The 23,340-nt window shown below is 62.1% G+C and carries 29 protein-coding genes and 1 pseudogene; 16 read left to right on the top strand and 14 right to left on the bottom strand.

Going from position 1 to position 23,340, the window contains the following annotated elements:
* Positions 1-4: 4 nt before the first annotated feature.
* On the top strand, positions 5-955 hold the full coding sequence (locus tag FJ977_RS34215) for an agmatinase (protein WP_140777000.1): 951 nt from the start codon (positions 5-7) through the stop codon (positions 953-955).
* 154 nt (positions 956-1,109) lie between these two features.
* A complete protein-coding gene (locus FJ977_RS34210) occupies positions 1,110-1,511 on the top strand; it encodes a hypothetical protein (protein WP_140776998.1) in 402 nt (133 codons plus the stop codon).
* Between the two features lie 73 nt (positions 1,512-1,584).
* Here FJ977_RS34210 and FJ977_RS34205 read toward each other — a convergent pair whose 3' ends face one another.
* The 3 genes from FJ977_RS34205 to FJ977_RS34195 form a co-directional block, all read right to left on the bottom strand.
* Entirely contained in the window at positions 1,585-2,016 is a 432-nt protein-coding gene (locus tag FJ977_RS34205) for a heme-binding protein (RefSeq protein ID WP_140776996.1), read from the bottom strand.
* Positions 2,017-2,186: 170 nt separating this feature from the next.
* A complete protein-coding gene (locus FJ977_RS34200) occupies positions 2,187-2,420 on the bottom strand; it encodes a hypothetical protein (RefSeq protein ID WP_056576497.1) in 234 nt (77 codons plus the stop codon).
* Between the two features lie 76 nt (positions 2,421-2,496).
* Complete coding sequence (locus FJ977_RS34195; protein ID WP_140776994.1) at positions 2,497-3,018, bottom strand: helix-turn-helix domain-containing protein; 522 nt, start codon at positions 3,016-3,018, stop codon at positions 2,497-2,499.
* Positions 3,019-3,110: 92 nt separating this feature from the next.
* Here FJ977_RS34195 and FJ977_RS34190 point away from each other — a divergent pair, with 92 nt between their 5' ends.
* The 4 genes from FJ977_RS34190 (at position 3,111) to FJ977_RS34175 (ending at position 5,545) form a co-directional block, all read left to right on the top strand.
* On the top strand, positions 3,111-3,956 hold the full coding sequence (locus FJ977_RS34190) for an alpha/beta hydrolase (RefSeq protein ID WP_140776992.1): 846 nt from the start codon (positions 3,111-3,113) through the stop codon (positions 3,954-3,956).
* A 115-nt stretch (positions 3,957-4,071) separates the two neighbouring features.
* Complete coding sequence (locus FJ977_RS34185; RefSeq protein WP_140776990.1) at positions 4,072-4,728, top strand: glutathione S-transferase family protein; 657 nt, start codon at positions 4,072-4,074, stop codon at positions 4,726-4,728.
* A 5-nt stretch (positions 4,729-4,733) separates the two neighbouring features.
* Positions 4,734-5,069, top strand: coding sequence for a metalloregulator ArsR/SmtB family transcription factor (locus FJ977_RS34180; RefSeq protein ID WP_140776988.1), 336 nt, complete (start codon positions 4,734-4,736; stop codon positions 5,067-5,069).
* Positions 5,070-5,080: 11 nt separating this feature from the next.
* Positions 5,081-5,545 carry an SRPBCC family protein gene (locus FJ977_RS34175; protein ID WP_140776986.1) on the top strand — a complete coding sequence of 155 codons (465 nt, stop codon included), beginning with the start codon at positions 5,081-5,083 and terminating at the stop codon, positions 5,543-5,545.
* Positions 5,546-5,581: 36 nt separating this feature from the next.
* Here FJ977_RS34175 and FJ977_RS34170 read toward each other — a convergent pair whose 3' ends face one another.
* The 3 genes and pseudogenes from FJ977_RS34170 to FJ977_RS34160 all read right to left on the bottom strand — a co-directional run bounded on the left by FJ977_RS34170 (position 5,582) and on the right by FJ977_RS34160 (position 7,408).
* Positions 5,582-5,845: a metalloregulator ArsR/SmtB family transcription factor gene (locus tag FJ977_RS34170; protein ID WP_027031521.1), complete on the bottom strand. Its 264-nt coding sequence runs from the start codon at positions 5,843-5,845 to the stop codon at positions 5,582-5,584.
* A gap of 31 nt (positions 5,846-5,876) precedes the next feature.
* Positions 5,877-7,148, bottom strand: a pseudogene (locus tag FJ977_RS34165) (MFS transporter); the annotation flags it as partial.
* A gap of 65 nt (positions 7,149-7,213) precedes the next feature.
* Positions 7,214-7,408: a DUF1192 domain-containing protein gene (locus tag FJ977_RS34160; protein WP_027047479.1), complete on the bottom strand. Its 195-nt coding sequence runs from the start codon at positions 7,406-7,408 to the stop codon at positions 7,214-7,216.
* A gap of 122 nt (positions 7,409-7,530) precedes the next feature.
* On the opposite strand from FJ977_RS34160, the gene FJ977_RS34155 reads away from it, so the two are divergent.
* From FJ977_RS34155 to FJ977_RS34140, 4 genes are all read left to right on the top strand, one after another.
* The gene (locus FJ977_RS34155; RefSeq protein WP_140776982.1) at positions 7,531-8,541 is read left to right on the top strand and encodes an NAD(P)H-quinone oxidoreductase; all 1,011 of its coding nucleotides are present in this window, start codon (positions 7,531-7,533) and stop codon (positions 8,539-8,541) included.
* Positions 8,542-8,841: 300 nt separating this feature from the next.
* Positions 8,842-8,982: a DUF1127 domain-containing protein gene (locus FJ977_RS34150; RefSeq protein ID WP_064987068.1), complete on the top strand. Its 141-nt coding sequence runs from the start codon at positions 8,842-8,844 to the stop codon at positions 8,980-8,982.
* Positions 8,983-9,256: 274 nt separating this feature from the next.
* Positions 9,257-10,360, top strand: a complete 1,104-nt coding sequence (locus tag FJ977_RS34145) for a helix-turn-helix transcriptional regulator (protein WP_140776980.1) — start codon at positions 9,257-9,259, stop codon at positions 10,358-10,360.
* Positions 10,357-11,451 (top strand): helix-turn-helix transcriptional regulator, encoded by a 1,095-nt coding sequence (locus FJ977_RS34140; protein WP_140776978.1) that lies wholly within the window; start codon positions 10,357-10,359, stop codon positions 11,449-11,451. Before FJ977_RS34145 ends, FJ977_RS34140 begins: the two co-directional genes overlap by 4 nt.
* Before the next feature lie 17 nt (positions 11,452-11,468).
* Here the strand turns inward: FJ977_RS34140 and FJ977_RS34135 are convergent, their stop codons facing one another.
* Positions 11,469-12,602, bottom strand: a complete 1,134-nt coding sequence (locus FJ977_RS34135) for a helix-turn-helix transcriptional regulator (protein WP_140776976.1) — start codon at positions 12,600-12,602, stop codon at positions 11,469-11,471.
* A gap of 378 nt (positions 12,603-12,980) precedes the next feature.
* Here FJ977_RS34135 and FJ977_RS34130 point away from each other — a divergent pair, with 378 nt between their 5' ends.
* The 3 genes from FJ977_RS34130 (at position 12,981) to FJ977_RS34120 (ending at position 15,694) form a co-directional block, all read left to right on the top strand.
* Positions 12,981-14,198, top strand: a complete 1,218-nt coding sequence (locus tag FJ977_RS34130) for a YadA-like family protein (protein ID WP_246683412.1) — start codon at positions 12,981-12,983, stop codon at positions 14,196-14,198.
* Between the two features lie 119 nt (positions 14,199-14,317).
* A complete protein-coding gene (locus tag FJ977_RS34125) occupies positions 14,318-14,863 on the top strand; it encodes a hypothetical protein (protein WP_246683415.1) in 546 nt (181 codons plus the stop codon).
* 138 nt (positions 14,864-15,001) lie between these two features.
* Positions 15,002-15,694 carry a DUF1013 domain-containing protein gene (locus tag FJ977_RS34120; protein ID WP_044548374.1) on the top strand — a complete coding sequence of 231 codons (693 nt, stop codon included), beginning with the start codon at positions 15,002-15,004 and terminating at the stop codon, positions 15,692-15,694.
* Between the two features lie 131 nt (positions 15,695-15,825).
* Here the strand turns inward: FJ977_RS34120 and FJ977_RS34115 are convergent, their stop codons facing one another.
* The 4 genes from FJ977_RS34115 to FJ977_RS34100 all read right to left on the bottom strand — a co-directional run bounded on the left by FJ977_RS34115 (position 15,826) and on the right by FJ977_RS34100 (position 17,991).
* Positions 15,826-16,545, bottom strand: coding sequence for a YafY family protein (locus tag FJ977_RS34115; protein WP_027031515.1), 720 nt, complete (start codon positions 16,543-16,545; stop codon positions 15,826-15,828).
* A gap of 72 nt (positions 16,546-16,617) precedes the next feature.
* Entirely contained in the window at positions 16,618-17,025 is a 408-nt protein-coding gene (locus FJ977_RS34110; protein ID WP_140776972.1) for a hypothetical protein, read from the bottom strand.
* A gap of 66 nt (positions 17,026-17,091) precedes the next feature.
* Positions 17,092-17,682 carry a DJ-1/PfpI family protein gene (locus tag FJ977_RS34105; protein WP_140776970.1) on the bottom strand — a complete coding sequence of 197 codons (591 nt, stop codon included), beginning with the start codon at positions 17,680-17,682 and terminating at the stop codon, positions 17,092-17,094.
* A gap of 141 nt (positions 17,683-17,823) precedes the next feature.
* Positions 17,824-17,991 carry a hypothetical protein gene (locus tag FJ977_RS34100; protein WP_019861634.1) on the bottom strand — a complete coding sequence of 56 codons (168 nt, stop codon included), beginning with the start codon at positions 17,989-17,991 and terminating at the stop codon, positions 17,824-17,826.
* A gap of 298 nt (positions 17,992-18,289) precedes the next feature.
* Here FJ977_RS34100 and FJ977_RS34095 point away from each other — a divergent pair, with 298 nt between their 5' ends.
* The 3 genes from FJ977_RS34095 (at position 18,290) to FJ977_RS34085 (ending at position 21,073) form a co-directional block, all read left to right on the top strand.
* Complete coding sequence (locus FJ977_RS34095) at positions 18,290-19,243, top strand: ring-cleaving dioxygenase (protein WP_140776968.1); 954 nt, start codon at positions 18,290-18,292, stop codon at positions 19,241-19,243.
* 28 nt (positions 19,244-19,271) lie between these two features.
* On the top strand, positions 19,272-20,828 hold the full coding sequence (locus FJ977_RS34090; RefSeq protein ID WP_140776966.1) for a glycosyltransferase family 39 protein: 1,557 nt from the start codon (positions 19,272-19,274) through the stop codon (positions 20,826-20,828).
* Positions 20,829-20,911: 83 nt separating this feature from the next.
* Positions 20,912-21,073: a hypothetical protein gene (locus FJ977_RS34085; RefSeq protein ID WP_140776964.1), complete on the top strand. Its 162-nt coding sequence runs from the start codon at positions 20,912-20,914 to the stop codon at positions 21,071-21,073.
* A 32-nt stretch (positions 21,074-21,105) separates the two neighbouring features.
* Here FJ977_RS34085 and FJ977_RS34080 read toward each other — a convergent pair whose 3' ends face one another.
* From FJ977_RS34080 to FJ977_RS34070, 3 genes are all read right to left on the bottom strand, one after another.
* Positions 21,106-21,819: an SGNH/GDSL hydrolase family protein gene (locus tag FJ977_RS34080; protein ID WP_140776962.1), complete on the bottom strand. Its 714-nt coding sequence runs from the start codon at positions 21,817-21,819 to the stop codon at positions 21,106-21,108.
* A gap of 61 nt (positions 21,820-21,880) precedes the next feature.
* Positions 21,881-22,621, bottom strand: coding sequence for a thioredoxin family protein (locus FJ977_RS34075; RefSeq protein WP_140776960.1), 741 nt, complete (start codon positions 22,619-22,621; stop codon positions 21,881-21,883).
* A 249-nt stretch (positions 22,622-22,870) separates the two neighbouring features.
* Positions 22,871-23,340: class I fructose-bisphosphate aldolase (locus FJ977_RS34070; RefSeq protein ID WP_140776958.1), on the bottom strand; the 470-nt coding region annotated here is incomplete at its 5' end.

Genomic DNA, 23,340 nt, shown 5'->3' with positions numbered 1-23,340 from the left:
CCCCATGTCCAAACTCACCACCGCGCCGCGCGATGTCTTCCAGACATTCCTGAACTTCCCGCTCGAGGATCTCGACACGCTGAAGGCCGATGTCGCCATCATCGGCATGCCCTATGGCGATCCCTACACGATCGACGAACTGATCAACGACCAGACCAACGCGCCGACGGCGGTGCGGCGCGCCTCGCAGCGGATCAGCCAGGCGCTCGACCGCTATGATTTCGATATTGGCGGGCCGGTCTTCGCCGGCCAGGACATCAAGGTGGTCGATGTCGGCGACGTGCCGGGCAATGCCGCCGATCATGTCGGGCACTACGGCAGAGCCGAGGCGGCGATCCGCAAGATCCTCGCCGCCGGCGCACTGCCGATCACCATCGGCGGCGACCACGGCATTCCGATCCCGATCTTCCGGGCGCTCGATGGCGAAGGCCCGATCACGCTGGTGCAGCTCGACGCCCATCTTGACTGGCGCGACAATGTCAACGGCGTCAAGGAAGGCTATTCCAGCACCATCCGGCGGGCCTCGGAGATGGCACATATCAAGGATATCTTCCAGGTCGGCATTCGTGGCCAGGGCAGTGCGCGCACCGAGGAGGTGGAGGCGGCCCGCGCCTACGGCGCCAACATCATCACCACCAACGAATGGCAGGATATCGGCACCGCCGCGCTGCTCAAGCGCATTCCGGATGGCGGCCGCTATTATCTTACCATCGACGCCGACGGACTTGACCCTGCGGTCATGCCGGCGGTGGAAGGCCCGCAGCCGGGCGGCATCAGCTACCGACAGACGATTGATCTGATCAAGGGGCTGGTCGGCAAGGGTCGTCTCGTCGGCATGGATATCGTCGAGATCGCGCCGGCGCGCGATGTCAACGAGATCACCTCGATGACGGCCGGCCATATCATCCTCAACGTCATCGGTGCCGCCGTGCGTGCCGGCTACTTCAAGCGCTGAGCCTTTTATCTCTCGTTTGCTCCATGTCAGCCGGGCAGCCGGCTGACATGGTTGTTGCATCCGGTCTTCGACCGTGTTTGCGGCTGCGCACGAAAAATCTTGACGGCGTGCCTGTGGGGCATTCTACAGAAGGTGCCCCCTATGGAGACGCCAGATGTTCGGTGCCGTCCCGCTTTTGATCGTGCCTTTCATTCTCTACAATCTCGGCCTGCTGGGTATATTCGGCGGCGGCGACGATCCATGGGCGAGCGAGCTCTTTTCGTTCCGCATGATGTCGGGCGGGGTTTTCTCGATGACGCTTGGCGACCTGATGGTGCTGCTCGGGCTGATCTTCCTGTTCCTCGAAATGGTGAAGGCGGCGCGCACGACCGGCGCTTCGATCATGGACCATCTTCTGTCGACGCTGGTCTTCGTCGCCTTCCTGGTCGAGTTCCTGCTGGTCAAGGGCGCGGCGCACTCCATCTTCTTCACACTGATGATCATCGCGCTGTTCGATGTGCTGGCCGGGTTCGCGGTGTCGATGCGGTCGGCAAGCCGGGACATCAACCTGAACTAGGTCCTTCCGCGCGGAAGCTTTGGCGGGCGCTTGTGCCGACCGTTGGCGGAAACGTCCGTCGGGTCCCCGGCCCTCAGCCTGGGTCGGCGGTAAAGCCGGCGGCCTCGATGCCGGCGATGGCCGCTGCCTCGTCATTGTCCGAGGTGTCGCCGGAAATGCCGACGGCGCCGATGATGATGCCGGCCTTGTCGCGGATCAGCACGCCGCCGACCACAGGCAGTACGCGTCCGCCAGACACATCGGAAATGCCGGCGACCAGATGGGGGCGTTCCTTGGCGAAGGCCTCGACCTTGCGCGAGCCCATGCCTATGGCCAGTGCGCCATAGGCCTTGCCCGCCGACATTTGCGGGCGCAGGAACGAGGCGCCGTCCTGGCGCTGGAAGGCGACCAGATGGCCGCCGGCGTCGAGCACCGAGACACCCAGCGGCTTGAGCTTGAGATCGGCACCCTTGGCGAAGGCGGCATCGATGATTTGACGGGCTTTTTCGAGCGGCAGTGCGGTCACGGCAATCTCCTGTTTGAAAAGGGCAATGATCGGCGACCGGCCGCACGAAGCAATCCCGGTTTCGCTTGAAATTGCTTCTTGCGAAGCGATGGAATGAAGGCCGGGGCTGTCTGGATGGTGCCGTCGAGCTGATGTATCCGAGCAGTGTCGGTTCGCTGGAGAGCGGCGCGCTATTTCTTCTTGGCGCGCGCAGGCTTCTTGGCAGGAACTGCCGGCGCGTTGGCGAGGTCTTCGGCTTCCTTGGCGAGCCGCAGCGCCCGCAGCTTGTCGGTCTTGGCTTTGCGGGCATCACTCTCCGCGGCGTATTCCGCCATCGCTTTCTGGCGGACGGTTGCTGCCTCTTCCTGCTTCTTGAAGCGCAGATCGGCGCGCGCGCGGGCGGCATCCCGAGAGTTCTCAACCAAGACCTTATCCAATCCCGTGAATTGTGGTTTCCGCTTCTTCTAGCAGAGCCGGCCTCTTAGCGGGGAAAATAGTTGGTCACGCGGCCGGGCTGGTGCCGAGAGCCTTGCCCGCGACCACGGCTTCATAGGCGGCCTGCAGGGTCGCGCGGACAGAAGGGCCAGTCGCCGTATCGAGCGGCGTGCCGAGGTGCTCGTGGCGCAACTCGTCCATGAATTTCTCCCACAATGGCGGTCCACCCTTTTCCAGGAGCTCGGCGCGGATCGAGAGTTCCTCGCTGGTCGGCAGCCAGACCCGACCCCAAGCGCCAAGATGGGCCAGGATCGGCACCAGCGTGATGGCCATCTCGGTCAGGCTGTAGATCGCCTTCTGCTTGTGCGAGGGGTCGTCGGCCTTGGTCAGCATGCCGAGCTCCATCAGCCGCTTCAACCGGTCGGCGAGGATGTTTGAGGCAATGCGTTCCATCGATCCGTTGAGCAGCTCGCGAAAATGGCGCCTGCCGCCGAAAATCATGTCGCGCAGGATGATCAGGCTCCAGCGGTCGCCGAACACTTCCAGCGACAGGTTGATCGGGCAGCCGGACCGGCGATCGAGGCTCATTCGATTCTCTCCATAAAACCAGTTGCATTATCGTATCAGTCTTACTATGGTGCAACTGATTGCAAAACGCAATCAGTTTGGGAGGCTACACAATGACGACGATCGACCGTCCCGTGATCCTGTCCGAAACCTTCGGCGACCCGGAAAATCCTCCGCTGCTGCTGATCATGGGCGCGATGGCTTCGATGCTGTGGTGGCCGGTGGCATTTTGCCGGGAGTTGGCGGATGCCGGGTTGTACGTGATCCGCTACGACAATCGCGATACCGGCCGCTCGACCAAATATCCGCCTGGCGAGCCGCCCTACACATTCGACGACATGGCGGACGATGCGATTGGTGTGCTCGACAGTCATGGCATCGGCAAGGCCCACGTCGCCGGCATGTCGATGGGCGGCATGATCGCGCAACTCGTGACGCTCAGGCACCCCTCCCGTGTTGCATCGCTGACCGTGATCAGCAGCTCGCCGATGGGGATGGACACCTCGCATCTGCCAAGGATGAGCGATGCCTATATCGAGCATTCGGCCGAGGGCGCCGACCTCGACTGGACGGACCGCCGCCAGGTGATCGACTTCATGGTCAGGGATACCAGGGCGATCGCCAGCATCGCCCATCCATTCGACGAGGCCGGGATGAGAGCCTTCATCGAACAGGATTACGACCGATCCGGCGGGTTCCTGAGCGCGACCAATCATTTCTCGCTCAAGGGCGGCTCCAAGTGGAAGGGCCGCCTGCACGAGATGCAAGCCCCGCTGCTGGTCATCCATGGCACCGCCGATCCCATTTTTCCCGTCGAACATGGCGAGGCGCTGGCCCGGGCGGTCGCCGGTGCGAAGTTCCTTCGCGTCGACGGCGGCGGCCATGAACTGCATCCTCAGGACTGGCCGGCGATATCAGCCGCCATCATCATGCATATCAGGTCCAACCGGCGGACCTGATATGTCGGCCTTGACGGGCAAGGCTTGGCACAATAGTGAAGTAAATGCTTCAGTGTTGGCTTGACGGGACATCCGGCTCCCGCCCGCCGACGAACCAGAAACAGGCGAGCAAAGAATGTCCCTGACGCTGCATTTCCATCCCCTGGCCTCCTTCTGCTGGAAGCCGCTGATCGCGCTTTACGAGAACGGCACCGCCTTCAACCCGGTCATCGTGGATCTCGGCGACGAGCAATCGCGCGCGGCCTTCCTCAAGATATCACCGACCGGCAAGATGCCGGCGCTGCGCGACGATGCGCGCGACCGCACGGTGCTGGAATCGACCATCGTCGTCGAATATCTGGCTGCGCATTATCCGGGGCCGGTCGAACTCGTTCCCGCCGACGTCGACCTGGCGCTGGCCGTCCGCCAGGCTGACCGCTTCTATGATTTCTATGTGCAGGAGCCGATGCAGAAGATCGTCGGCGACCGGTTGCGTCCGCAGGACAAGACCGATCCGTTTGGTGTCGAGCAGGCGCGCGGCCAGCTGCGAACCTCCTACGCCATCATCGAACAGGAGATGCAGTCGCGGAGCTGGGCGGTGGGCGATGCCTTCAGCCTGGCCGATTGCGCGGCATCTCCAGCACTTTTCTATGCCAACAAGGTCGAGCCGTTCGGCGACAAATATCCGGCCGTGAAGCGCTATCACGACCGGCTGCTGCAGCGCCCTGCCTTCGCCAGGGTGATCGAGGAGGCGCAGCCCTACTTCAAGTTCTTCCCCTATAATAACAGCTGATCGGGATGCTGCACGATCCCGCCCAGCTCGACCTGATGTTCCAGGCGCTTGCCGATCCGGCGCGACGGCAGATGGTCGACCGGCTGTCGCGTGGCCCCGCCTCGGTCAGCCAACTGGCCGAGCCGCTGGCAATGTCGCTGTCGGCCGTCGTCCAGCATCTCAACGTGCTGGAGGCGAGCGGCCTGGTGCGCTCGGAAAAACTGGGGCGCGTGCGCACCTGCCAGATCGAGCCGAAGGCGTTGAGAGCGGCCGAGCACTGGATCAACGAGCGGCGCAACGCCTGGGAACGCCGGCTGGACCGGCTCGGCGATTTTCTCGCCGAGACCAGTGACGAAACATGAAGGAGGCTTCATTGAGCCAACGATCCGTCGTCCATTCCACCTTTGTCGTCGAGCGCTTCTATCCGGCGGCACCTGCAAGAGTCTTCTTCGCGCTCAGCGATCCTGATGCCAAGCGGCGATGGTTCGTCGATCCCCACGACCCGATGCCCAGCCGGCACGAAATGGACTTCCGCGTCGGCGGCAGGGAGACCAATGCCGGCTGCCCGAGCGACGGGCAGATGCATTTCTTCAACGCGGTCTACCAGGACATCGTGCCGGACAGCCGCATCGTCTACAGCTATGAGCTGCTGTTCGGCGAAACCCGCGTCTCGGTGTCACTGGCGACGATCGCGATCATGGCGGAAAACGGTGGCACGCGGCTTGTGATGACGGAGCAGGGGGCCTTCCTCGATGGCCACGACACGCCGGCCACGCGTGAGCATGGAACGGGCGAACTGCTCGACGCGCTTGGCGCCTTCCTGCATGTACAGACCTGATCATCGGGGCGCTGTCGGAGGTTGAGGGCGCCTGGATCAGGCCTCCCAGAATTGATCAAGCCAGATGTTGAGTTTCAGGAAGCCCGCGTTGCTTACCGTATAGACACGCCGCGTGCCTTCGGCCTTGGCATTCACCAGTCCGGCGTCGAGCAAAACTTTCAGGTGCTGTGAAACGGCTGGGCGTGACACTGGCAATCCGGCCGCCAATTCGTTGACGGTCTTCGGACCGCGTCGAAGTTCTTCCAGAAGATGGCGCCGATTGGGGTCGGCGATCGCCATGAAGGCGTCGGAAAACATCATGCGTCATTTGTGAGGCAAAGTTTTTCAAATCTCAACTGTCTGTTTCTTCTTTTCTTCTTGGATCAAGCCGCAATGCTTCCGGCGTCACCGAGCGGTCGGCCGGCTGCGTCTTGAAGGCGTCGCGATCTCCGATCGGCACCGGAGCGCGGCGGCTGATGCGCAGCAGCGTATAGCCAGCCAGCGACAGATGCGCGAAGGCGGTCGCCAGGAACAGGCCTTCCGGACGCATCCAGCCCATCAGCGCCGCCGCCAGCAAAGGGCCGATCATGGTGCCAAAGCCGTAAAGCAGCAGCAATCCGCCCGATACCTTGACGAAATCCTCGGCACGGGCATGGTCGTTGGCGTGCGCCACGGCGATCGAATAGAGCGTGTAGGCGAAAGCGCCATAGGCAGCGGTGAAGACGATGACGAAGATGCCGGAGCGCGGTTCGAACAGGAAGATCATGAGCGCAAACAGCGCCGCGCCGAAAGCGGCACCGGCCAGCACGAAACGCCGGTCGGTCTTGTCGGACAGGCGCCCGGCCGGCAGTTGCATGGCGGCGCCGGCGACGACCACAAGGCTCATCATCAAGGCGATCTCGGCGGTGGAAATACCAATGCGGGCGCCGTAGACCGCACCAAGCGTTCCCCAGGCGCCGTTGGCGATGCCGATCAGCAGGCAGGCGATCGCCGACACCGGCGAGTTGGCGTAAAGTCCCTTCACGTCGAGTTTGACGTCCTGCAGCGGTTTGGGGTGCGAGGCCGTCGAAACCGCGGTCGGGATCAGCGACAGGCAGAACAGGATGCCGGTGATCATGAACAGCGATGCCGATTTCACATCGCCGCCGGCGACGATCATCTGGCCCCCCATGATCGAGGCATAGGTGACCATCATATAGAGGCCGAAGACGGTGCCGCGGTTTTCGTTTGTGGCCTTCTCGTTCAACCAGCTTTCGATGACCATGAAGGCGCCGGCCATGGTGAAGCCGGTGAAGGCGCGCAGCAGGATCCAGACATATTCGTCGATGACCAGGCCGGTGAGCAGCGCCACAATGGCACCGGACGCGGCAAAGGCGCCGAAAGCGCGCACATGTCCGGCGCGGCGCACGATGCGCGGCGCAAAAAAGCAGCCGGTAACGAAGCCGCCGGCCCAGGCCGTGCCCATCAGGCCAAGCGAGGCTGTCGAAAACCCTTCCACCTGGCCGCGCAAGGGCAACAGCAGCCCATGCAGGCCCGATGCCGCCAGCAGGAAGGCAGTGCCGCGAAGCAGGGAGAGGATCGGCCTGTAGGATGCGAGCATTTTTTGATCCGGCTGGACTCTGGGAGGGACGGAAGGTCTGAAGACAGTCGCATTCGGGCTTTTCGGCGGCGGGCCGTTGCGCCCGTCGCCTATCCGCGGCGGAACAGCGCCTCGGCGGCCGATTTGGTGTTGTCCTTGGCCTTGAGTTCGGCCTCCAGCCGGGCGATTTCGTCGCGCAGGATGCCGATGCGCTCCGACAGTTCGCCGACGGAGAGCAGCGACAGGTCCTGCCCGATCTCGTGCGGACGCGCCTTCTTCTTGGGTTCGTCGTCGAAGATCGCCATGGTTGCTCCTCCTCCGCCAGACCAGATTGGCCATTTGCCTGATTTGGCAATGAGCATACATAGGGCAAGGGCGTCGATGCAAACAGCCGGTAAGAACGCGGCGAGGAAAGACGGGAAAGTTCATGGCGAGCGGACAGAAAATTCCGGCAAGGATGACAGCGATCGCGATCTCGGAGCCGGGCGGCCCACGGGTGCTGAAACCGGAAACCCGCGACGTGCCCCAGCCTGGTCCAGGCGAGATCCTGATCAAGGTGCATGCCGCCGGCGTCAACCGGCCCGACGTGCAACAGCGCAAGGGGGCCTATCCGCCACCGCCTGGAGCATCGGACCTGCCGGGCCTCGAGGTCTCGGGGGAAGTGGCCGCGCTTGGCGACGAGGTATCGCGCTGGCGCATCGGCGAACGGGTCTGTGCGCTCACCCCCGGCGGCGGTTATGCCGAATATGTCAAGGTTCATACCGGCAGCGTGTTGCCGCTGCCCGCGGGCTTCACCCATACGGAAGCGGCGGCGGTGCCCGAAAACTATTTCACGGTCTGGCACAATGTCTTCGAACGCGGCGGCTTGAAGAAAGGCGAGACGCTGCTCGTGCATGGGGGCTCGTCCGGCATCGGCACAACGGCGATCCAGCTTGCCTCGGCCTTCGGCGCGCATGTCATCACCACCGCCGGATCCAAGGAGAAATGCGATGCCTGCCTGAAGCTTGGCGCCGACCGGGCGATCAACTATCGCGAGGAGGACTTCGTCAAGGCGGTGAAGGAGGCGACGGGCGGCAAGGGCGCCAATGTCATCCTCGACATGGTCGGCGGCGACTATGTCCAGCGCAACTACGAGGCCGCCGCCGTCGAGGGCCGGATCGTCCAGATCGCGGTGCAGGCGGGCGCCGTCGCCAGTGCCGACTTTTCCAAGATCATGGTCAAGCGGCTGACTCATACGGGTTCGACACTGCGGCCGCGCACCGTGGAGTTCAAGGCGGCGATCGCGGCGGCGCTGGAAGCGCAGGTCTGGCCGCTGCTCGGCACGCGCAAGGTCGCGCCGGTCATGGACATGATCTACCCGCTCACGGATGCCTGGCGCGCGCATGAGCGGATGGAAGAGGGCGAACATATCGGCAAGATCGTGCTCGACGTCGGCTAGGACGTGCCGATATTCAGGTGAGGCCGGCCTGCAAATGATGGCTTCCTGCGCTTCCGGTGCTCACGTACCTGAGTACGCTCTGCTCCGGTTCTCGGAAACCATCATTTTCGACGCGGCCTGACCTGAATCTCGACACGTCCTGGGCCAGCGCCCTTCGTCCCACTGCCTACGAGATGAACAGAAGCTTAATGGTGCAATGCAGCATTTGCATCATTGCTATGCAAAATCGGCCGTTCAAGTCCTCGTCGATGATCACTATCTGTGCAGCATCGAAACGAACACCCCATCAGGAGGACCATCATGAACCCGATCCGCGCTTTCCGTAACTGGCGCATGTACAACGAGACCGTGCGCGAACTGAACCGTCTCAACGCGCGTCAGCTCAGCGATCTCGGCATCAACCGCGCCGACATCGAACGGATCGCCCGCCAAGCGATCTGATTTCAAGCACGACCCGGCCGCAAGGCCGTGCTCGTGCCGAGAAGCAGAGCCGTCGCAGACGCTTCCCGTCTCCGGTTCCGAACCCGCTGGACCCAGTCCAGCGGGTTTTGTCTTTTGGGGCAAGTGTGTAAGCCGCCGTTAGACCTCTATCAGGCGCCGGCAGGCTTGACCTCAGTTTTCAGCATGCCATCTTGACAGAGGGGGATCGGTTGCCGCGTGAGGGCGTGGTGGTCCGGCCGGCAAGCCACAACGCCGAAGAAGGCTTCCACGCTCGATGTTGGATGATCTTACCGACAAGATCTACGAAGCTGCTTTCGTGCCGGATCTGTGGCCGGACGTGCTGGAGGGCATAAATGCTGCTTCCACGTCGGTGGGGGGCGCCGTTTTCCTTTTCGCCGACGAGCAGCCGGTGCGCGGAAGAACGGTCCCGTTGTTGCAAGACCTGCTAAGCGAGTTTCTCGTCGGAGACACTCTGCAGTTTTCGACAGCGGTTTCGCGCATGTGCGCGGTTCAACCGGCGAGCTTCGTCGATGTCGAAAGCTTCCTGACGGCCGAGGAAATCGAGAATGATCCGGTCCGTAAACGCCTGCGTGCGCTCGGTATCGGCGCCCATACGTGTACCGCCATTCCGATGCCAAGTGGCGAACTGGCGATCTTCGTGTTTCAGCGTAGGCTGGGCGAAGGCAATTACGACCGCAGCGGCTTCGATGTGCTCGACAATCTCAGGCCGGCCATGGCAAGAGCAAGCCTGGTCGCCGCGCGGCTCGGCCTCGAAAAAGCTAGGGGGACTGTCGCGGCCATGACCGCCATCGGCTTGCCGGCGGCGGTCCTCTCCTCGAGTGGGCGGGTGCTTACCGCCAATCCGTTGCTGGAAGCGATGTCGTCCGTCTTTCTTCCAGTGGCCTTTGGTGGCATGGCTATCGGGCATGCCGATGCCAACCGGCTGTTTCAGCAGGCCATCGTCGCGGCACGCAGCGAAGTCGAACCGCCGGTCCGATCGATCCCGATCCCAGCCGCCGCCGGCCGGCAGCCTCTGATCCTCCACCTCTTGCCGTTGCGCCGCGCCGCGCACGAGGTTTTCTCCGGCGCGGACATTCTGGTCGCGGCAACGGCGTTGAGCGCCAGTTCCACGATCCCCTCGCCAAGCTTGCTTGCCGGGCTTTTCGATCTGACGCCAGCCGAAGCGCGACTCGCCGCATCCCTCTCGCAAGGGAAAATCCTGGTTGACGCCGCCGCCAATTCGAACATCACGGTGAAGACCGCCCGGACGTATCTCGAGCGGATCTTCGCCAAGACCGGGACCGGCCAGCAAAGCCAGCTTGTCGCGCTGCTCAAGAGCGCGGAATTACCCCAGATAAACATGCGCGAGCAGGGATGATCGTCGAACTGACCGATCGTATCTACGAAGCCGCCTTTGTACCCGAGCTATGGCCCGGCGTGCTGGACCAACTGAGCACGGTCTCCAATTCGGCCGCCGCCTCGCTCGTCCTGTTCCGCGATCGCGCGCCACCGAAGTTCATTGCGACCGATCTGATTGCGCCAGTGCTTGAGGCCTTCGACGCTGCCAATGGCTGGCAGAAGAGCGAGGAGGTGCAACTCATGTTTTCGATGACGCCGCCTTCGGCCTTTATCTACGACGCCGATTACTTTCCTCCGGAAGCACTGGAGAGCAACCATCTGCGTCTCGAACGAACCCGACCGCTGGGGATCGGCGGGCAGGTCGGCTCTTTCGTCTTCATGCCGACAGGCGAGATGGCGCTGTTTTCGACCGAACGATGGCGTCACAATGATCGTCCTTCCGGGGAGGACATGGCGCGCTTGAATGCCTTGCGGCCGCATCTTGCTCGCGCCGGTCTGGTAGCATCAAGGCTTGGGCTGGAACGTGCCCGTGGTACCGTCTCGGCCATGGAGACAATGGGATTGCCGGCTGCCGTCCTGTCCTCGGCGGGCAGGGTTCTGGTAGCCAATCCGCTCCTGGAAGCGATGCCGGCCATTTTCCGTCCTGCTGCTCTTGGCCGCATGACGATCGGCGACTCGGATGCTGATCTTCTGTTCCAGAAATGCGTCGAGGCGATGGTTGGCCATGGGGAGTTTTCCGTCCGATCAATCCCGTTACAGGCGCAAGAGGGACGGCCACCGCTCATCATTCACCTGTTGCCGCTGCATCGCTCCGCTCACGATATCTTTTCGGGCGGCGATATCCTAATGGCTGTGACGGCGCTGAGCGCCAGTTCAATGGTCCCCTCGCCGACCTTGCTCACCAGCCTCTTCGATCTGACGCCAGCCGAGGCGCGCCTTGCCTCGTCGCTTTCGCAAGGAAGTACGCTTAAAGATGCGGCCGCCAACTCCAACATCACCGTGAAAACAGCGCGGACCTATCTTGAGCGGATATTTGCCAAGACTGGCACTCGTCAACAAAGTCAACTCGTTGCGCTGCTCAAGGGCGCAGATCGTTTTCCGGTCTTGTGAGGCCGCCGACCGACGACCTACCGCCGGCGAAGCGGCTCCGTGTTCTTAAGCAAGGCAACCAGTTCGCTCTGCTGACGTGTACCGGTCTTGGCGAATATGCGTTCAAGATAGGTGCGTCCAGTCTTCACGGTGATATTGGAGTTGGCGGCAATTTCCTTGAGTGACCGGCCGGAGACCAGGGCGGCGGCAAGGCGCGCCTCAGACGGTGTCAGGTCGAAGAGACCGCGAACATGGAGATCAAGACCCTCTCGTGCTTGTGGCGTGACCTCGTTGACCATGATCACCGCACGACGTTCGCCTGTCAGCCCATAGGCCTGCGTATTGACATAGGGCGCGACGGAAAGGACGAGGCGAGGGCGGTCGGAAAGCATTTGCTCGGAGGGCACCAGCATCGAGCCACCCGTTCCGGGCATTACACCGTCAGCTGATGAACAGGCATCAACGACGAGCCTACGCAGGGACATCGTGTCCTGAGCATCCGACAACACTATTTCTCTCTCTTTCAACTCAAATGGGTTGCCTAGCAGGGTCAGCATTGTCTCGGCTACGTCGTTCATGTGCAGGACACGACAGTGGCCGTTGACGACGAACATGCCAAAAGGCAGGTGCGAGAATGCCGAAGCCAGCGCCGAGACATTTTCCAGCTTGCGACTAATGTGGCCAGCGCGCAGGAGGTGCGGAGCGAGTTTCTGGAAGAAGTCGATCTGATCGGTGGAAAAAGGCTCCTGCCAGGCACTGCGATGGACGTCGATCATCCAGTAGGCCTCGCCGGAGGAAAACAGATTGCAAAGCAAGCCGTGGTGCATGTCGCGCGGCCGGAACAGATTCCGCCAGACTTCGGTGGCATGCCAGGCAGCCTCGCCTTCGATCCGAGCGTAATCGTGAATTCCGCCGATGGGTAATGCGACCGCTTTTACCCCGATTGGATCACGCAGGTAGATCTCGGTAGCGTGAGGCTCGTTCAGTTCCGGGTCGTCGACGGTCGATATGGAACCGCCTGCTTGTGGGCCGATGCGGGCTATGCAGCACCGCGAGCCCCCTAATATTTCTCTGAGGGCTTTCACGACAGGAAGCCATTGCTCCTGATCGTAAGCTGCTTCGTAAATACTCCCCACGATGGCGGATACGTCGTCGATGGCGATGCTTGCCACTGGCCCCCCGATGGCTGAATTCCTGTGTCATCTGAAACGTAGGACAGTCTGGCAGGTGGACAAGCCGCGCGCTCAGGAGTCCGAGCGACCCGTGTGATTGGCGACTTGCATGAAGATGTGACGCCGCGGCAACACATCGCCTCAAGTGGAAAATAGTGTCGCAAAAACAGAAGAGTAGTCGTCATATGCCGACTGTTCGAACACTTATCCTGTCGGCAGTGTCCACCCACAAAGCGATCGCAGTGTTTGGCGACGCGTTCACGGGTTGGTTGGTTCGTCGACCCCCGCATTAAGCTTGGAGATAGGCGGGGGGCAATGATGGCTATTCGGCAGTCAGCGGGTTCTTTCGACAGCGCTAAACCATCAGGTAGGGTGAGTGTGTCGCCGCTGTCGTTTGCCCTCGTCCGCGTTGCTAAACCAGTCATGATCGGCCTCATAGGGCTTTCCGCTCTGACCTGTGCTCAGAATGCGTTCGCCGCTGAATGCGCCGGCGGCCAGGACAACGGAAATGACACCAGTCTGGCATGTGGCAACAGCTCTGAAGCCGGTGCTTCGTTGACTGCAGGTGCCCATTCCACGGCTGTTGGTCCAGCGGCAGGTTCCGAGGGTAACAACTCGACAGCGGTGGGCTCGCGAGCCATTTCGACGATCGACGGCGTGGCCGTCGGGGCCAATGCGCGTTCTGGCGTTGGGCTGCAGTTCGACAGCACAACGACCAGTATTGGCAACACGGCAGTCGGATCCAACGCTCAGGCCGGGGCAACCGCTCCCGGCACGAACTATGCGACCGCGCTTGGCTTCAATGCCCACGCCAATGCCAATTCCGCAACGGCGATCGGCACAGGGGCTTCTGCCGATTTCGCAAATTCCACCGCCATCAATGCCACCGCTTCGCGTGAGAACCAGATCGCCATTGGCAACAACACGTCCACCTATACGATGCAAGGCATCAATTCTGCGGCAAACAAGGAGGCGCAGGCCGGCACGACCTATCTCATGACCAGCGATAGCGCAGGCAATCTGGCGACTTCGACATTCGACCTCGACACGCTTGAGAATCTGCCGGGCCAGGTTGCCCAAAACAGCACCGCAATCAGCAACCTGAACACGACCGTGAACAACCACACCACGCAGATCAATGCGAATACGACGCAGATCAGCGCCAACACGGCCGAGCTTGCCGATCACGAAACGCGCATCACCAACAACACCAATGCCATCGCGGTGCATACCGTTCAAATCGCTGATCTCGATTCGCGCGTCACCAGCAACACAACCAACATCACGGAACTGAATGGCCGGGTTGGTGCCCTCGAATCCAGCTTCCAGGATATCGGCAACCAGATCAGCGAGAACCGGACCGAAGCACGCGCGGGGACGGCGCTCGCGCTCGCAACGGCAGGGCTGCGTTACGACGATCGCCCTGGCAAACTTTCACTTGCGGGCGGGTTCGGCAACTTCAAAGGTCAATCTGGCCTGGCACTCGGTCTCGGCTATAACCCCAGCCTCGATTTCCGACTGAACGGGGCCATCTCGGCCACTACCAACCATGGCGATGTCGGCGTCAGCCTCGGCGCTTCGTGGACCCTCAACTGATCTTGGCTTGGGCAGCGGCGATCGCACGCATATGGCGGACCGGCGTGCGGACGTGCTGTCTTGGGCGGAGTGCGATCGTTGCCGGCGCTTTGCTGGCGCTGTCAACGATCGCCGGGCCGCTGCCGACGGCTCATGCACAGGCAAAGGAAAAGCGTATCGGGCAGAAGATTGCGCATGCCGCCGATCTCGACCGCAATGGCGTCCTGATCCTAACGAGGAGCGCGCTCCTGGCACTCGACCAAGCCAACAAGACCGGCAATTATACAGTGCTGCGCGATCTTGGCTCCCCCAACTTCCAAACAAACAGTGCCGCCAGGCTCGGCGATATCTTTGCAAGCCAGCGCAACCAGGGCTTGGACTTCAGCGCGGTGGCGGTGCTCGAACCGCAATTGACATTGCTGCCGCAGATCGAGCCCAACGGCATGCTTCACATGGCCGGGTTTTTCCCGTCAGCACCGTTACAAGTCAATTTCGAGCTTCTGTTTGAGCCTGTGAACCGGGAATGGAAAATCTTCGGCGTTTCGGTCAATTTGAAGCCGAGCGGCCCGGAGGCGCCGGATGCACCCGCCGCCGGTCAGCCCAAGCCGAGCGTTTCAGGCCCTCCACCCGACGCACCATCCATTGCCGTGCAACCGAAGGCCGGCGCAAAGCCTGCAAGATCGTAGCCATCTCTTAGTCCGCCGCGCCTCCAAAAACATTGCGAAACAGCAAGGGAACGGTTATACAGGCCGCGAATTTCCCATTTTGGTGGCTTTAAACCACCGCCCGCGCGGGAACGCGGGCGAACGAGAAGGATTTTTAAAATGGCCAATACGCTGCTGATGCCCAAGGCGACCGCCGTCTGGCTGGTCGACAACACCGCGCTCTCCTTTGAGCAGATCGCGCAGTTCTGCGGGCTGCATCCGCTCGAGGTCAAGGCGATCGCCGACGGCGAATCGGCGCAAGGCATCAAGGGCATGGACCCGATCATGACCGGCCAGCTGACCCGCGACGAGATCGCGCGCGCCGAGAAGGATCCGAACCAGCGCCTGAAGCTTTCCGACCCCAAGGTGCGGGTGCCGGAATCCAAGCGCAAGGGACCGCGCTACACGCCGCTGTCGAAGCGCCAGGACCGGCCGAACGCCATCCTGTGGCTGGTGCGCAACCATCCCGAATTAAAGGACGCCCAGATTTCGCGTCTCGTCGGCACCACCAAGTCGACGATCGAGCAGATCCGCGAACGCAAGCACTGGAACTCGGCCAATCTGCAGCCGATGGACCCGGTGACGCTGGGTCTTGCCTCGCAGATCGACCTCGACATGGAAGTCAACCGTGCCTCGCGCGGCCGCGAGCAAGCGCAGCCGGTCGGCGACACGCTGCTGCCCGCCGCCCTGACCGAGCGGCTGGTGCCGGCTCCCGAAAAGCCGAAGGACGAAGATGCCGAACTCGACGCCAACGCCGTGTTCGCCAAGCTCTCGGCACTGAAGTCGAAGAACGAGGACGCTGACGACGAGTGAGGAGAGGTCGGCTTTGGCCGATCAATCGACAACGATTTGTCGATTGAAACGACGAACGCCCGAAGCCATAGCGAAGGGCAGACCGAACTCAAAAAAGCCCGCTTCGAGCGGGCTTTTTTTATTGGACGATCTCAGCTTCGCGCCACGCGGTCCGGCGCCATGCCGTAATCCTCGCTGCGCTCCACCGCCCGGTAGAAGTCGGCAAGCTGCTTGCCGCGCTCCGGCTTGAAGATGCGGCCGGCGATCACCACCGAGGCGATGCGGTCGATGCGGAAGGCTCGAAAATCGTCGCGCATTTCGCACCAGGCGACCAGTGTCCACACCTTGCCCCAGAACCACAGGCCGAGCGGCCGGATGTCTCGCGCGGTGCTACGGCCGGCTTCGTCCGAGTAGTCAACGGTCAGCACCTGGCGCTTCTCGACGGCGCGCTCGATCAGGTCGATCGCCTCGCGGGCGGCGTCGCTCACCACCCACATCGGCGTATGGATCTCGGTGCGGGCGATGCGGTCTTTCTCCGCGTCGGGCAGCACGGCGCCGATCTTGACCAGCGCCTCGTCGGCGGCGCGTGCCATGGCGGCGCCGCCAAAGGCGCGCACCATGCGCGCGCCCGCAACCAGCGCCACGATCTCGTCACGCGTGAACATCAGTGGCGGAAGGTCGAAACCCTCCCTCATCATGTAGCCAACACCGGCCTCGCCGTCGATCGGCACCCCGGTCGACTGCAGGTCGGCTATGTCGCGGTAGATCGTTCGCTCGGAAACCTCGAGCCACGTGCCGAGCTTCTGGGCGGTGACCAGACGGCCACCCCGCAGATGCTGCACGATCTGAAAGAGCCTGTCGGCGCGGCGCATCGTTTGCTTCCCCAGTGGTTTTCCCGTGCATGCCGTGGCTCCCGGACCGGGTCCACTTGCGAATGACATGCATTACGGCTTCAGTCCTTCGCGCTTGCGCTGCGCGGCAACGAACTCCGCGCCAAAGGACAGTTTCTTCGTTGTCGGCGTCTTGGCATCGAGCACGCGCCAGAAGGGAGCGATGTCGCTCAGCGTCATGCCGCGCTCGAGGTCTTCCCTGGCGGCTTCGGCAACCGTGCGAAGATGATAGCCGATGGTGACCGGGCATGTCACTTCGGCACCCTGTTCGACGGCAAGCGCCGTGCGCAACGCACGCACGTCCATCTCGACGCCTTCTGGAATGGAGCGGATGAAGTCATCGACCTGCCGTGCTGTCGGCACCAGCATCGGCTGGCCTTCGATGACATCTCCCACCGTGCGTGGCGTTGGTTTCACGCCGTTGATGCCAGGCGTGTTCAGCCTGTCGTTCCAGCTTTTCATCGATCGTCCTCTCGGCCGGCCTTGCGCATTGTCCCACCATCGCACGCGCCTCCTGACAGCATACTGTCAGGAGGCTTCAGCATATTCCCCGGCGAACAGCGTCCGCATTTGCGCGAGATCGCTGCTTCTTTCCGGATAGAGCGTCTTCAGAAAGGCGAGGGCAAAGGTGCCCGGCGCCGAACCCGGCGCGGACACGATCCTGCCGTCCGCGACCGCGTGCGGCACGTCCTGGTAGTTGTTGTCGCCCGCATAGCCGGCTTCATGACCGTTGATCCAGTCGCGGCCATTGCTGGTATGTTTGGCATGTCCGAACATGCCGGCCCGAGCCAGAGCCAGCGTGCCGGCGCAGATCCCGCCGACGACACCGCCGCGCGTTGCAACGGAGTTCAGCAATTCGGCGACATCCGGCGGTGCCTTGCCCGCCCACTGGTCGGAACCGATGACGGCGACAGCATCGAGATCGGCATTCTCTTGAACGCCGGCCGAGCGGTCAGGCGTCAGCCGAAAACCGCTGATTCCGGTCACCGGCCTGCCTTCGGGGGTCAGCGACACGGCGCGGGCGCCGAACCATTCAACCGCCGAGGCCGCCAGCAAGCCATACTCCCAGTCGGCAAAACCTTCGATGAAGAGGAAGCCGATTGTCTTCTGTTCGGGCATAAGCTCGCTCCATCCCCGGCGCGCCATAGCTTCATTTTCATGCATGTCGTGCCCCCAAGCCGGGGGCGATTTTCGGGCTACATGCATCGATATCTGGGCATTGGCGCATCCATGTCCAATATCGACGTCGAAAAATTCGCCTCAATTGCCGCGGGAGCGACGTTCCGCATACATATCCGGCCAGCCGATATCCTTGCGGATGTCCGCGGGCAGTGCGTTCATGAAACGCTGCGTGCGGATTTCGTTGCGCATGGTGCGAACCTTGCCGACATAGTGCTGCATGCCGCGCAGAATGGTGAAACCGTTCATGGCTATTCTCCTCTCTCTGACTGAATGCAGTATCGCACACCCCTCCTGACAGCAGTCTGTCAGGAGGATGGCAGGTTTCGCGGCGATAGCTCCGCCTGATACAGATCCGGGAAGGCCATCCTCGAACCGCAAACTCGGGCCAGCGAGCAGGAGGAGGATTGTTCACCGTATGAGTGCTTATCGATGGGTCATTGTTCAATCCGCGGCGACGGACTGTCGGGATACAAGGCCTTCAGCGATGGGGCCGCAGTTCTGATATGACAGGAGAAAATTCTTCCCCAAAAACAGGGAGACGACCATGAGCCTGCAACTGACAGGAATCCACCATCTGACCGCCATCACCGCCAATGCACCCGGCAATCTTCACTTCTATACGAAGGTGCTGGGCCTGCGGCTGGTCAAGAAGACGGTGAACCAGGACGATACGTCGGCCTACCACCTCTTCTATGCCGACGGTGAGGCAACACCGGGCACCGACCTCACCTTCTTCGACTGGCCGGTTGGCCGCGAACGACGCGGCACCCATAGCATCGCGCGGACCAGCCTCAGGGTCGGCAGCCAGGAGAGCCTTGCCTGGTGGAAGCAGCACCTGGCCGCTGAAAACATCGTGACAGGAGAGATTGCCGACATCGGCGGCTACCCCGGCCTCGATTTCGAGGATCCTGAAGGCCAGCGTCTGCGGCTGATCAGCGATGGCGGGAAGGGCGGCAGCCACCCCTGGGCGCAAAGCCCGGTGCCGCCCGAGCATCAGATTCGCGGGCTCGGGCCAATCGTCATCAGCGTCCCCGACATCACCAATACCGAGGCGGTGCTGACCAGGGTGATGCACATGCGCAAGGTCCGTGACTATGCCTCGCCGGACGGCGAGGGCCAGGTCCACGTCTTCGAAATGGGCGCGGGCGGGCCGGCGGCGGAGCTCCATGTCGCCGTGCAGCCCGGGCTGGCGCCGGCAAGGCAAGGCGCCGGCGCTGTTCACCACGTCGCCTTCAGGGCGCCGGACCAGGAGACGCTGCATCAATGGACCGCCCGTCTAGGCGAATTCCGCCTGCCGTCCAGCGGCGAGGTCGAGCGCTACTATTTCCGTTCGCTCTATTTCCGCGAGCCGAACGGCATCCTGTTCGAGATCGCCACGGACGGGCCGGGCTTCACCGCGGATGAGCCGCTGGAGACGCTGGGCGAAAGCCTGGCCCTGCCGCCGTTCCTAGAACCGAAGCGCGCCTCGATCGAAGCCGGCCTCAAGCCGCTGAGGTAACTCAAGACAGACGGGCGAGAGGAGCACTTTGACAGCCGGCCGCCATGCAGGGCAAAAAGCGGCTGTCGAAATTCCTCTCGTTCGTTGTGAGACCATGACTGTCGGCCAGCCGCTCATGCCAGCCACCGCCGCCGGCCTGACACGAAGTGATTCTCAGGCGTTGGCCATGTTGGTGCTGGCCGCGGTCTCGGCGTCGCTCGCCTTTTACAACCTCGACTTCCCTTTTGGGATCCAGCCGGACGAGTCGATCAAGGTGGCGTTTGCCGCGGGGCAGCACCACAATTACGCACACCCTCCATTGTTGATCGTATTGGCCCGCTTCGCGGGATGGTTTTCCGGCGCGTCGAACGAACATGACTATTTGCTGGCTGGCCGAAGTGTCAGCGCGTTGGCCTGTGTTGCGGCAAGCATCCTCTTCTATATCGTGTTGCGGCGGTACGCGGATGATATCAATGCCTTCCTCTGGGCCTGCGTTTTCGCGGTCTCGCCAGCCATCGCGGTTCACGCGCATTACTTCAAGGAAGACGCTGTCCTGGTCTTCGCCCTGTGTGTCGGGCTGCATGCGCTCGTTCGGCTGAAGGAGCAGGTTAACTCAGTCAATCTCGTTTATTTCGGATTTGCGCTCGGCCTCGCCGTCTCGGCGAAATATGTGGGCGCCGGCAACAGCCTCGTTCTTTTCATCGTGGCGATCGTCTACTGCCGGCTCGGTCTCAGGCAGATCGCCATTATCGTCGCCGCTGACGCGCTTACCATATTGGCGATCTTTGGCGTGTCGCTGCTGACCGAGGCCGGAAGTGGCCTTTCAACGGTGATCAAAGGCCTTGGCTCGGAACTGATACACGCTGAAATAGGCCACGACCTCAGGGAATGGTTCTGGGAGGGCTACGGGCTCACGCATTTCCGTTACCATCTGATCCCCAGCCTCACCGGCCCGACCGTGGCGATCGCGCTTGGGGCGATCGCTTTTGCCATCATCGCCGACCGCAACAAATATGTTGCCGCCTACGCGGGCGGGGCCTTCATCTGGCTTTTCCTGCTCGAACTCTCGCCGCTCAAAATCGTCGGCTCCATGCGTTACATCCTGCCGGTGGTTGTCTATCTGCTGTTGGCCGCGGGTATTGCCTGTTCCAGGTCGATCGGGTCGCGAGGCAGGCCGGTGGCGATCGGACTTGGACTTGTCGCGATGGTTGCCAGCGCGCACGCCGGCATGACCTATGTCGCGAACCTGGACCGGGAAACGGATACACGCTTTGCGGCGATGCGCTTCCTTGAAAAGCAAGGCGTCACGCGTTTCGTGGTGGATTTTCCAATGGGAGAGCCGGCACCGGAAACCAAGGACTACCGCAATCTCTCGTCGGTCGACTACCTCGTGTCGTTGAAGTTTCAGCGATATCTGCGCGGCGGAGGATTGAGAGCGCAGGATCCGCTGATTTATGAGCTTGCCGGCATGTTCCATTGCCTCGACGGCCATGTCGTGGCGCAATTTTCGAAGCCATATGGGGACTATGGCTATGTCGCGCCGACGGTAAGGATCTACGATCTGCGCAACGCGCGATCCTGCATCCCCGCCAGCATGGTCCGCTGATGGCATGCGCTGAAACATCTGGCTTCGGCCGATGATGTATAAGCAGGTTTTGACAGCCGGTCGCGTTGCTGGTCAAAGGCGGCATGACGAAACTTCTCGCCCTTGTCATCGTCGGCTTCATGGTCATCCAGCTGATCAAGCCAATCGGCTGGCCCGGGCTCAAGCGCCGCGCCGATTTCTGGAAGCTGGCGCTTCTGGCGATGGCCGCGATCTCGCTGGCGGCCGTGCTCGGGCATTTGACATAGGCCTTCCCAAGACAAGATAGGCTTCTTGGCTGTCAGCTGGCGAGAACCATGCCGACGAGATGTTCCGCCCAGGCCCGGTAACCCGCCTCCGATGCATGAAAGCCGTCCGAGGCAAAACCGGCCTCGGGATTGGTGATCGGCAGGCGGGGTGCGGGCAATGCGCCGCGCTCCAGGCAAAGCCGCTCGCCCATCCTGTTCATCGCGGTGGCGCGGATTTCGAGGATTTTGCCCAGCAGCGTCGGCATGGCGGGAGCGCGGGTGAACTCCAGCACCGGCGACCACACCACGCGCGCCTCCGGCCATTTGGCGCGCAGCGCGTAGAGCAGGCCGCCGAACTCCTTCTTGAAGCGCGGCACAGAATGAAAATTCTTGGTGTCGTTGGTGCCGATGGCAAGCACGATATGCGTCCACGGATCGGCGGACAGATTGGGCAGGACGTGGTCGCGGATCTGGCCCGACGTCGCCGAATTGAAGCCGGCGGCGCGCCAGCGCACGGCCTGGCCGGTACGCTGCGAGACCAGAACGGCGAGCTGCGCGGCAAGCCCGTCCTCGGAATTGCCTATGCCGACCGAGGCGGCGGAGGAATCGCCCAGCACCAGCAGCGAGATCGCCGGTGGCTTGCCTGATATCTCATGCATGACCGGTCCCTGCGCCGGCAGCATCCGCGAGGTGCGGCGGCGCACACCCAATCCCTGCCAGACATAGATGGGGAAGGCGAGCCAGGTGAGAAGGGCGGGAAAACGCATGGCGATACCGTGGAATGATTTGCGGCAGGCTTAGCGCATGTTTCGGCGGAGGTGAACGCCTTCAGTCGCAGCAGTTCGGCTGGCCCGCCTGCTTGTCCTGATATTCGTCGTGCAGCCGCACCCAGTCCATCAGGCCGTGATAAGGGCCATTTTCATTGCGGCCTTTCGGCGTCATATCGAGATAATCATAGGCGCCGATCTGCGCCTCGCCGCCGCGCGCACGCGACAGGAAGGTGAGGAAGATGTCGCCGTTCTCGTCCCGGTAGAAAACACTGGTGCCGGGAAGCTCCTTCGATGTCCGCGGACGGGTCTCGAAATTGTAGGTGGTGTCGCCGGCCGCAATCTGCTTGTCGGTGAAGGAAACCTGCATGTCGAAGTTGAAGTCCGAGGCATAGGACGACACCCAGTCGAATTTCCAGCCCATGCGCCGCTTGTAGGGCAGAAGCTCGGCCAGCGACGCGCGCGAGATCACCACCAGGGATACATCGTGATGCCTCAGATGCTGGTTGGCGCCGTCTATATGATCGGCAAGGAAGGAGCAGCCCTCGCAATGATGCCTGCAACCCGGCCCGAACATGAAGTGGTAGACGATCAGCTGGCTGTTGGCGCCAAACAGGTCGGCCAGTTTCTTCGGCCCCTGTTCAGTCTCGAAGACATAATCCTTCCTGATCTTCAGCCAGGGTAATTCACGCCGCTCGGCCGCGATGCGCTCGCGAAGCCGGGTCAGTTCCTTCTCGCGGGCCAGATGTGCCTTGTGCGCCTGGAACCAGTCTTCGCGTGAAACGATCTTGTTGCGATGCATGAATCTCTCCCTGTCTGCACCCCAAGGACGTTCGGGATGAGCGCAAACCGACATCGCTCGTTGGTTGAGCATGATCTCTGGACAAGCCGGCTCCCATTTGTCCGGGAAGGACCGGCTTCCACTTTTCGGATCATGCTCCAGCGCCGAGAGGGAGATAAGGATGGACAGGCTCCATCCCAAGCCCGGGCCTGCCGCAAACAAAAACCCGGGCGCCTTGGCCCGGGTTCGAAGAAGACGAGAGAACTGTGTTCAGGCGGCCTGTTCGAGGCTCGCCTTCCATTTTCCGAGCGCGGCCAGATAGTTCATATGAGCGCGATGGGTGAAGGCGGCCTGACCGGCGGCGACATTCGATGCCTTGCCGCTCCAGGCCTTCTGCGGGGCGGCCTGTAGCGCGCGGCCGTAGGAGAAGGTCAGCTTCCACGGATGCGGGCCGATGGCGTTGATGGCGTTGAGGTTGGCGGTCGCCTCCTCGTCCTCCTGGCCGCCGGAAAGGAAGGCGATGCCCGGGACCGCAGCCGGCACCGTCTCGCGGAACAGTTTTATGGTCATCTCGGCGACCTTTTCGGGGCTGTCCACCGTGCCCGACTTCTTGCCCGACAGCACCATGTTGGGCTTCAGGATCGTGCCTTCGAGCACGACGCGTGCCGCATAGAGCTCGTTATAGAGCTTGAGCAAAGTCATCTTGCTGATCTCGTAGCACGTGTCGATCGAATGGGAGC

Origin of the sequence: Mesorhizobium sp. B2-1-3A, assembly GCF_006442655.1 — a bacterium.
In the GTDB taxonomy this organism is placed as follows: domain Bacteria; phylum Pseudomonadota; class Alphaproteobacteria; order Rhizobiales; family Rhizobiaceae; genus Mesorhizobium.
This window is presented reverse-complemented; position numbering and strand designations above follow the sequence as displayed.